The organism is Planomonospora alba, from assembly GCF_039534085.1.
GTDB lineage: Bacteria > Actinomycetota > Actinomycetes > Streptosporangiales > Streptosporangiaceae > Planomonospora_B > Planomonospora_B alba.
The window spans coordinates 1-539 of record NZ_BAAAUT010000180.1 but is presented as its reverse complement, the minus strand read 5'-3'; the positions used below and the strand labels follow the sequence as shown (position 1 = coordinate 539).

Annotated in this window: 1 pseudogene; it reads right to left on the bottom strand. The window is 75.0% G+C overall.

Features of this window, described 5'->3' with window-relative positions:
• Positions 1-103: 103 nt before the first annotated feature.
• Positions 104-539 (bottom strand): annotated as a pseudogene (locus ABD823_RS34515) (hypothetical protein); the annotation flags it as partial.

The window sequence follows — 539 nt, the reverse complement described above, 5'->3', positions numbered from 1 at the left end:
CCGCTCCCGCCGGGCGCGTAGCGCCCAGAACACGCCGGGGCCGCCACCGGATGTCTCCGGTGGCGGCCCCGTGACCTGTCCAGAGGCGCGAGCCGCGCGTTCCTCAGCCCCGCTTGACGGCGATCCGGCCGGTCAGGACCTGGTGGCCGACGTAGCCGGCGCTGCCGGCGACGATCAGCGCGGCCAGCGCGACACCCGCGGGGCCACCGGCCTGCTCGCCGCGCGCGGCGACGGCGGGCTGCGGCGCGGCCGCGGCGGCCTTGACGGCCGTGTCCCCGGCCGCGGCGGCCTTGCCGGCGGCCTTGTCCGCGGCGGTCTTCAGCACGACCGGCTCGGCGGGGTCGGTGTCCTTCTCGGACCAGGCGCCGGTGGCGAAGGGGACGGGCTTGTTCTTCTTGCCGACGCCCTTGCCCCACTTGGTGATGACGTAGGTGACCTTGATGTGGCCCTTGCCGCCGTTGCCGTCCACGCCCAGGGTGTCGGGGTTGAACTTCCCGCCGGTCAGGTCGGCGAAGGTCTTGGCGTCCAGGTCCAGCATC